The 7,888-nt window shown below is 59.9% G+C and carries 8 protein-coding genes; 4 read left to right on the top strand and 4 right to left on the bottom strand.

From position 1 onward, the window contains the following. On the top strand, positions 1 to 112 hold a 112-nt coding region (locus tag ACEQWH_RS02550; RefSeq protein ID WP_370228027.1), incomplete at its 5' end, for a class I SAM-dependent methyltransferase. Then, on the top strand, positions 113 to 1,645 hold the full coding sequence (ubiB, locus tag ACEQWH_RS02545) for a 2-polyprenylphenol 6-hydroxylase (RefSeq protein ID WP_370228025.1): 1,533 nt from the start codon (positions 113 to 115) through the stop codon (positions 1,643 to 1,645). It begins immediately after the preceding gene. Positions 1,646 to 1,765: 120 nt separating this feature from the next. Here ubiB and dapA read toward each other — a convergent pair whose 3' ends face one another. Further along, positions 1,766 to 2,641 (bottom strand): 4-hydroxy-tetrahydrodipicolinate synthase, encoded by an 876-nt coding sequence (dapA, locus tag ACEQWH_RS02540; RefSeq protein ID WP_370228023.1) that lies wholly within the window; start codon positions 2,639 to 2,641, stop codon positions 1,766 to 1,768. A 185-nt stretch (positions 2,642 to 2,826) separates the two neighbouring features. Between dapA and ACEQWH_RS02535 the strand changes: the two genes are divergently transcribed. Beyond that, positions 2,827 to 4,770 (top strand): lytic transglycosylase domain-containing protein, encoded by a 1,944-nt coding sequence (locus tag ACEQWH_RS02535; RefSeq protein WP_370228021.1) that lies wholly within the window; start codon positions 2,827 to 2,829, stop codon positions 4,768 to 4,770. Here ACEQWH_RS02535 and ACEQWH_RS02530 read toward each other — a convergent pair. From ACEQWH_RS02530 to mnmD, 3 genes are read right to left on the bottom strand one after another with little or no spacing between them, the layout of a single operon-like run. Continuing rightward, positions 4,767 to 5,507, bottom strand: a complete 741-nt coding sequence (locus ACEQWH_RS02530; RefSeq protein WP_370228019.1) for a sulfite exporter TauE/SafE family protein — start codon at positions 5,505 to 5,507, stop codon at positions 4,767 to 4,769. The two genes, ACEQWH_RS02535 and ACEQWH_RS02530, sit on opposite strands and share 4 nt — an antisense overlap. A 3-nt stretch (positions 5,508 to 5,510) precedes the next feature. After that, a complete protein-coding gene (locus ACEQWH_RS02525; RefSeq protein WP_370228017.1) occupies positions 5,511 to 6,377 on the bottom strand; it encodes a DMT family transporter in 867 nt (288 codons plus the stop codon). A 4-nt stretch (positions 6,378 to 6,381) separates the two neighbouring features. Further along, a complete protein-coding gene (gene mnmD, locus ACEQWH_RS02520) occupies positions 6,382 to 7,053 on the bottom strand; it encodes a tRNA (5-methylaminomethyl-2-thiouridine)(34)-methyltransferase MnmD (RefSeq protein WP_370228015.1) in 672 nt (223 codons plus the stop codon). Positions 7,054 to 7,124: 71 nt separating this feature from the next. Between mnmD and ACEQWH_RS02515 the strand changes: the two genes are divergently transcribed. Beyond that, on the top strand, positions 7,125 to 7,888 hold a 764-nt coding region (locus ACEQWH_RS02515; RefSeq protein WP_370228013.1), incomplete at its 3' end, for an NAD(P)/FAD-dependent oxidoreductase.

Raw genomic sequence — 7,888 nt, 5'->3', positions numbered from 1 at the left:
CCCCGATCAGGACACCTTCCTTGGTATGTTGCGCACCGCCGGGTTTGAAAACGCGAAGTATCGCAATCTGAGCATGGGTATTGCGGCACTGCACTCCGGGTGGAAACTCTAGGTGCGCGGCCCACACAATATCTGGCGCCTCATCCGTACAGGCGCAACGCTGGAACGCACCGGCGCAATGGGCGTAGTGCTCGAGGCATTTGAAGCCCCCAAACCCCTGCGCATTCTGGCCCGAACGCTGGTCTGGCCGTTTCGTTGGATCGGCATCAAAGGCGATCCCAACATGCCGCCGGTGGTACGCGCGCTGACTGCTTTGGGGCCGGCCTATATTAAATTCGGTCAGGTGCTCAGCACGCGACCGGATGTGGTTGGCTCCGAAATGGCAACGCAGCTACGGGTTCTGCAAGATCGCCTGCCTGCCTTCTCTGTGGCCGAAGCTAAAGCTGCGATTGAGTCAGAGCTTGGGGCCTCGCCAGATGAGATCTTCTCCGAGTTTTCCGAACCGGTGGCTGCGGCCTCGATCGCGCAGGTTCACAAAGCGCGTCTGGCGGAAACGGGCGAGATTGTTGCGGTCAAAGTGCTGCGGCCGGGCATCGAACGGGCGTTTCGCAAAGACGTGGATGCCTTTTATTTCGCAGCGGACTTCATCGAGTTTGTCGCGCCCTTCTCGCGCCGTCTGCGCCCGCATGATGTGATTGAACATTTCGACGGCGTTGTGACAGGCGAGTTGGACCTGCGTCTTGAAAGCGCCTCGGCGAGCGAATTTGCGTCCAACACCGCGGGCGATGCTGGGTTTCAGGTGCCGGTGGTGCAGTGGGAATATTCTGCCCGTCGGGTCATGACCATGAGCTGGGCCGAAGGCGCCGCGATGGGGGACAATGATGCGCTGCGGGCGGCCGGTCACGATTTGCACGGGCTGGGCGCGCGCGTCCTGGAACTCTTCCTTAGCCACGCGCTGCGCGATGGCTATTTCCATGCGGACATGCACCAGGGCAACCTCAAGGTGGCAGCGAATGGGGATATCATCGCCTATGACTTCGGCATCATGGGGCATATCGATGAATACACGCGCAGGGTCTATGCCGAGATCCTTTTTGGCTTCATCCAGCGCGACTACAAACGCGTCGCCGAGGTGCATTTCGAAGCAGGCTATGTGCCTGCCGATCAAGACGTTGACGAATTCGCCCGCGCGCTGCGTGCTGTGGGCGAACCGATCTTTGGCATGGACGCCAGCAAGATCTCGATGGGGCGGTTGCTGAACTATCTGTTTGAGGTCACCGAACGCTTTGGCATGGAGACCCGCACCGAGCTGATCCTTTTGCAACGGACCATGGTCGTGGTCGAAGGCGTCGCGCGGTCGCTTGATCCATCCCTGAACATATGGGACGTCGCGAAACCGGTCGTCGGCGACTACATCCGCGATTCGGTCGGCCCCAAGGCTCTGGCGCGCGATCTTTGGAAAACCGCGCGGGTTTTGTCTCGCTTTGGGCCGCGTCTGCCGGGTCTCGTGGAATCGGCTCTGCTGAAACAGGTTGCCGAAAAACCGACGCCGCCGCGCAGGCTCTGGCCCTGGGTTGTGGGCAGTCTGAGTGTGGGCGCGGGCGTCGCCCTTTTTGCCACCTATCTGGTCACCAACGTCCTCTAAACAGCGAAAGCGTCCTCAGTATTCGGCGCTTTCATCTTGTCAAAAATACTCAAATCCAACAGACGCACAAAAAAGCCCCGACCAATGGCCGGGGCGTTTTGCGTTAAATCTTGGGGTCTATCAGTTGATCAGACCCGCGTGGCGCATGGCCGCGTCGATCTGCTCCTTGGTTCTGTCCAGCAGCCCTGTCAGAGGCGACCGCACCTCATCAGAGCACAGACCCAATTTGGACATGCCATATTTCGCGCCGACAAGACCGGGCTCGACAAAGATCGCGCGGTGCAGCGGCATCAGGCGATCCTGCAGGTCCAGGGCCTTGCCAAAGTCGCCTGCAAGCGTTGCCTCTTGGAACTCGGCGCACAGACGTGGCGCAACATTGGCGGTCACGGAAATGCATCCAACGCCACCATGGGCGTTAAAGCCCAGGGCCGAGCCATCTTCGCCGGACAGTTGGACAAAGTCCGCACCACACAACTCGCGTTGGTCGCTGACGCGGGCCACATCGCCTGTCGCGTCTTTCACACCAACAATCCGCGGCAGCTTTGCCAGCTCGCCCATGGTTTCCGGAGTCATGTCGATGATCGACCGGCCCGGGATGTTATAGATGATGATCGGCAGTTCGCAGCAATCGTGCAGCGCGCGGTAATGCGCCAGCAGGCCGCGTTGGGTTGGCTTGTTGTAGTATGGCGTGACCACAAGGCCCGCATCCGCGCCAGCTTTTTGCGCGAACTGCATGAAGCGTACAGCTTCGGCTGTGTTGTTTGATCCTGCACCCGCGATGACCGGAATGCGTCCAGCGGCCACTTTGACCACCTCTTCGATCACAGTCTCGTGCTCTTCGTGTGACAGTGTCGGGCTTTCACCGGTTGTGCCTACGGGCACCAGACCGTGCGAGCCTTCGCTGATATGCCACTCGACCAGCTTCTTGAGCGTATCTAAATCCAGCTCGCCGTTCGTGAACGGCGTGATGAGTGCAGGCATAGACCCTTTGAACATGACACGCTCCTTTGTTTTGCGATCTGGGCGGATTGCCCAATGACAGGCCGGAACTCGCCGACCCAAGTTGAATTTCGCGCGGACCCTAGCCGGAAGTGGCTGTGTTGCCAAGTTAGTGATTGGACGCTTGGCATTCCGCATCTATGTTTGCCCTATAACCCGCAGAGGGCAGGAAAACGCAAGACATGATCCGGCGGATTTGGGCAGTATTTTTGGTTTTCATCGTCAGCAGTGCAGCTTTGGCACAGCAAGCGGTGGATATTTCTCCGGTTATGAGCGCGATCAGGGCTCAGAACTGGTCCGAGGCGGCGCGCGTTGCACGCAGCTATGGGCCGGTCGCGCAAGACATCGTTGAATGGCACAGACTGCGGGCTGGCGAAGGCAGCTGGCGCGACGCGCAGGGTTTTCTGCGCCGACGCCCCGATTGGCCCGGCTTGCCTTTGTTGCGGCGCAAGCAAGAGCCGAACTTTGCAGATGCGCCAGCCGAAGCGGTCTTTCAGGTCTTTGCCCAAAGCGGCGCGCAAACCGCGGCAGGCGCCTTGGCTCTGGCGGACGCTCTGCGGGCGCGCGGGTTGCGCGACGAGGCCCATGCGACCGTGACGCAAGCCTGGCTGGAGCGCGCCATGAGCGACGAAGAGCACGCGGCCTATCTCGCGCGTTATGGCGACGTTCTGAAATCGCGGCATGTGGACCGGCTGGACGCTATGCTTTGGAAAGGGTGGCGCGACAATTCTCAGCGGATGTACCCTTTAGTGCCTGATGGCTGGCGAAAACTGGCAGCGGCGCGTCTTGCTCTGCGCGAGGATCGTACGGGTGTGGATGTGTTTATCGATGCGGTGCCAAGCCGTTTGGTTAATGATCCGGGACTGGCCTACGAGCGGTTTTTGTGGCGCGCGCGCAAAGGGCGCAACGACGAGGCGATCGAGCTGATCTTGCAGCGCAGCTCTCAGCGTACGTTGGGCAATGCGGATGCTTGGGCCAGCCGCCGATTGTCTCTGGCCCGAACCGAGATGCGAGCGGGACGCGCGGCGCAGGCCTATCAAATTGCCAGCCAGCACGGATTGACCGACGGCAGCACCTTTGCGCAGCTTGAGTGGCTCGCAGGTTATATTGCGCTCAGGTATCTGAACGAAAACTGGCTGGCCTTGCAGCACTTCGTCTTCTTTGAACAGGCGGTTCAGACCCCGATTTCGCTGGCACGCGCCGGGTATTGGATCGGTCGCGCGTTTGAAGCGCTGGGGGATGAGGCATCCGCACAGCGCGCCTATGCCGGAGGTGGGGCCTATCAAACCACCTTCTATGGGCTGCTGGCTGCGGAAAAAGCGGGCTTGCCCATTGATCAGTCTTTGTCTGGGCGGTCCAGCGTCCCAAATTGGCGCGGCGCGGCTTTTGCGCGGTCTTCGGTTCATGAGGCGGCGATGCTGTTTTACGCCTCGGGCGAAGGGGCTTTGGCAGAGCGCTTCTGGGTGCATCTTGCTGAAACGCAGGATGTGCTAGAGATGGCGCAAATGGGGGCGATGGCGCTCGACCTGGGTGATCCGCATATCGCTGTGAAGCTGGGCAAGTATTTCGCAAGTCAGGGCATTGAAATCCACGCGCCCTATTATCCTTTGCATCCTCTGATGAATCGGACAGACCTTCCTGTGCCAACTGAACTGGCACTGGCCATCGCGCGACGCGAAAGCGAGTTTGACCCTTCGGTGATTTCGCACGCGAACGCTTATGGGCTGATGCAGATCCTGCCAAGCACGGCAAAGCTGGTCGCCGGTGCGCTTGGCGTGCGCTATGACAAGGCAAAACTGCTGAGCGATGCGGACTATAACGTGACTTTGGGCACCGCGTATTTGGATGGTCTCAGCGACGAGTTTGACGGCAATATCATCATGGTATCGGCAGGCTATAATGCGGGTCCGCGGCGCCCGTCTGCATGGATGGCGGAAATGGGGGATCCCCGACAGCCCGGTGGCCCGGACATCGTCGACTGGATCGAACATATCCCGTTCACCGAAACGCGGAACTATGTCATGCGGGTGTCCGAAAGCTTGCCAATCTATCGCGCGCGCTTGGGCAAGGCGCCCCTGCCAGTGCCATTCAGTCAAGAAATCAGCGGCCGGTCTTTGGCGAATTAGGTCAGGGATTGGGTCAGGATCATCACGCCCGACAACAGCAGCAAGGACAGAACCGCGCGTTTGAACCCTTTGGCCGTGACGCGGTCAAACATCCAAACTCCTGTAAGTGCCCCCAGTATGACGATGGGCATGGCAATCAGCGACAGGCGCAAGACCTCGGGTGTGATCTGGCCAAACAGCAGCATCGACACCGACGACAACGCCAGGATCGCCAGATTGAACGGCTGGTACCGAGCGCGTTGTTCGGCGGGCGACATGCCCAGCATTTGATACCACACAACAGGAAGTGCGCCCGACAGACCGGCCAGCCCACCCAAAATGCCGCCCAGAAATCCGATAATGCGGTCCCAGATCAGACCGGTTACACGAATTTGCGGCACGGACCGGCGCGCCATGAATTGCCAGAGCGTATAGGCGATCAGAAAGACTCCGACGACCAGCTTCACTTTGTCCGGTGCGCCAAAGGCGACAAGGGCCGTACCTAAAGGAATGCCCAGAATACCCGCCCAGATCAGGGGCCAGGCCTTGGGCCAGGATACGTGCTTTGCCAGTTTCGCTAATCCTGTCAGCTGGCCTGCTGTGGCGCTGAGCACCACCAGCGGCGGGACCAGATGCACCGGCAAAGCGGCAAACCAGATCCCCGAGACCACAAGCGCAAAGCCGAATCCGGCAAAGCCGCTTATGAAGCCTCCGACAAAGGCCCCCAGAACAACGATTGCGATCAAGCTTGGATCCATAGGTTATTCCGCCGACAGCCGTTCGCGCCAAAGTGTGAACAGTCCGGCACCCACAACGATTGCGGCCCCAACCGCCACATTGATCCTAAGCGTTTCGCCAAACGCCAGTATGCCGATCGAGGCGGCAAACGGCAGTTGCAGATAGGCAAAGGGCTGCACCGCGCTGGCCTCGGCAAATTCATAGGTTTTGATCAGCAACCAGTGTCCCAGCACGCCACTGCAGCACAGAACACCCATCCAGATCAGGTGGTGTGCGGTCATGGTTTCCCAGTGAAATACGCCGACGGCAGTCATCACCACGCCGCCAACGACTCCGGTATAGAAAAAGCTGGTCATAGAGGTGTCTTCGCGTGCGACATAGCGCGTCGCCAGCCCATAGACGGCAAACATCGCAGCCCCAAGCAGCGGAATTGCCGCCAGCGGGGAAAATACGCCCGCGCCGGGTTGCAAAATAATGAGGACCCCGATCAGTCCTGCGCCGATGGCGGCCCATCGCCGCCAGCCGACTTTCTCGCCCAGAATGGGCCCTGACAGGGCGGCAATCATCAGCGGATAGCACACAAAAATCGCATGGGTCTCCGTCAGACCAAGCAGTGTGAAGGCCACCACAGTCACAATGATTTCCAGCGCCAACAACGCGCCTCGAAAGACCTGAAGCAGCGGGAACTTGGTGCGCGAGACCACGCGAATGCCTCCGCTGCGCTGGGCGAGGACCAACACAAAGGCGGCAAAGAACCAATAGCGGATCATGACGACCAGATAGACGTTGTATTCATCCGCAAGGAACCGCGAAATCCCGTCCTGCAGCGCAAAGACCAATGTGGTGAGGCACATCAGCAAGATACCCAGCCGGTTTGAGGACTGTGACATCGCCTTACCCCTTCACGCCGACGGTCATGTGACGTTTGCGCCCATATCCGGGTATGCGCGAAATTGAAAAGCCCGCCTCTTCAAGGCCGCGGCGCACGAAACCGGCCGCCGTATAGGTCGCGCAGGTGCCGCCAGAAACCGTGCGTGCGCCGACATCGCACATCAAACGCGCATCCCACAGCTCTGGGTTTTTGGCGGGCGAAAACCCGTCCAGAAACCACGCATCCGCAAGCCACTCCTGCTTTGCCAGCGTGGTGCGGGCGTCGCCCAGAATGACTCTGGCCGAGATGCCTTGCAGGGTCGCAAGCGAGGGGTCTTCTTCCCAGGCTTGCGTCAGCCGCGTGGCATAGGGCGCGAGATCGGGAAAGGCTTCGTGGGCTCTTCGCATTTCGCTGGCGCTCATCGGGAACGCCTCAAAGCTTGTGAAGCGCAACGTGCCGTTCATGCCAGCGGCGTCCCAAGCCTGCCATGTGGCCAACAGGTTGAGGCCGGATCCAAACCCCAGTTCAGCAATGTGAAATCCATCCGCAAACCGCGCAGGCAGATCGTTGCCCGCCAGAAAGACATGCCGGGTTTCGTTCAGCCCGTTTTCAAGGCTGAAATAGGGATCATCAAATCGCGTGGACACCGGAATAGTGCCATCGCGCCAGGTGAGCTCTGCACTCTGGTTGCTCATAACAGATTGCCTTAAAGAGAGGGACGCGCGGTCCGACGCGCAACATTGGCGCAGCTTGGGGTGATTTGGCAATGGCGGATGTGACGATCTATGGGGCGGGAATTTTCGGCCTGTCGGTGGCTTGGTCCTGCGTCACGCGTGGCGCGCGAGTTCAGGTGATCGATCCGTATGGCGTCGCGGCCGGATCATCCGGTGGGATCGTCGGCGCGCTGGCGCCACACACGCCTGAAAACTGGAACGACAAGAAAGAGTTTCAGTTTCAAAGCCTGATCATGGCCGAGGACTATTGGAAGGACATTTCCAGCGTCGCAGGGATGCCATCAGGCTATGCGCGCACCGGCCGTTTGCAGCCCATCGCGGATGCGCGCGCACAAGAGCTGGCCGAAGCCCGCCGCGAAGGTGCACGCAGACTGTGGCAGGGCAAGGCCGCTTGGGACATCAAAGAGGCCGCCGAATTTGACGGCTGGTGTCCGGAAAGTCCGACCGGTCTGGTCATCAAGGATACCCTGTCTGCGCGCATCCATCCCCGACAGGCCTGCGCTGCTCTTGCGGCGGCGGTGCGGGCCAAGGGGGGCGAAATTCTTAACGAAACACCGGACAACGGTCCGCGTGGATCGGTCGTTTGGGCCACAGGCTGGCAGGGATTGGTGCAGATGTCCCAAGAGCTTGGGCGGCAAGTGGGTAACGGGGTCAAAGGGCAGGCGATCTTGTTAGAGTGTGATCGCGCAGAGCTGCCACAGCTGTTTGCCGACACGTTGCATATTATCCCGCACAGCGATGGAACAGTCGCCATTGGATCGACATCCGAGCGAGACTTTGACGATCCGACGTCGAC

This window comes from Cognatishimia sp. (assembly GCF_964229375.1).
Classification (GTDB): Bacteria; Pseudomonadota; Alphaproteobacteria; order Rhodobacterales; family Rhodobacteraceae; genus Cognatishimia.
The sequence above is the reverse complement of the archived record's forward strand: the minus strand, read 5'-3'. Positions and strand labels throughout refer to the sequence as shown.

Bases quoted from the DNA above. Each gene is read 5' to 3' on its own strand.
- dapA (WP_370228023.1), bottom strand. From the start codon at position 2,641: ATGTTCAAAGGGTCTATGCCTGCACTCATCACGCCGTTCACGAACGGC.
- ACEQWH_RS02525 (WP_370228017.1), bottom strand. From the start codon at position 6,377: ATGTCACAGTCCTCAAACCGGCTGGGTATCTTGCTGATGTGCCTCACC.
- ACEQWH_RS02530 (WP_370228019.1), bottom strand. From the start codon at position 5,507: ATGGATCCAAGCTTGATCGCAATCGTTGTTCTGGGGGCCTTTGTCGGA.
- mnmD (WP_370228015.1), bottom strand. From the start codon at position 7,053: ATGAGCAACCAGAGTGCAGAGCTCACCTGGCGCGATGGCACTATTCCG.
- ACEQWH_RS02535 (WP_370228021.1), top strand. From the start codon at position 2,827: ATGATCCGGCGGATTTGGGCAGTATTTTTGGTTTTCATCGTCAGCAGT.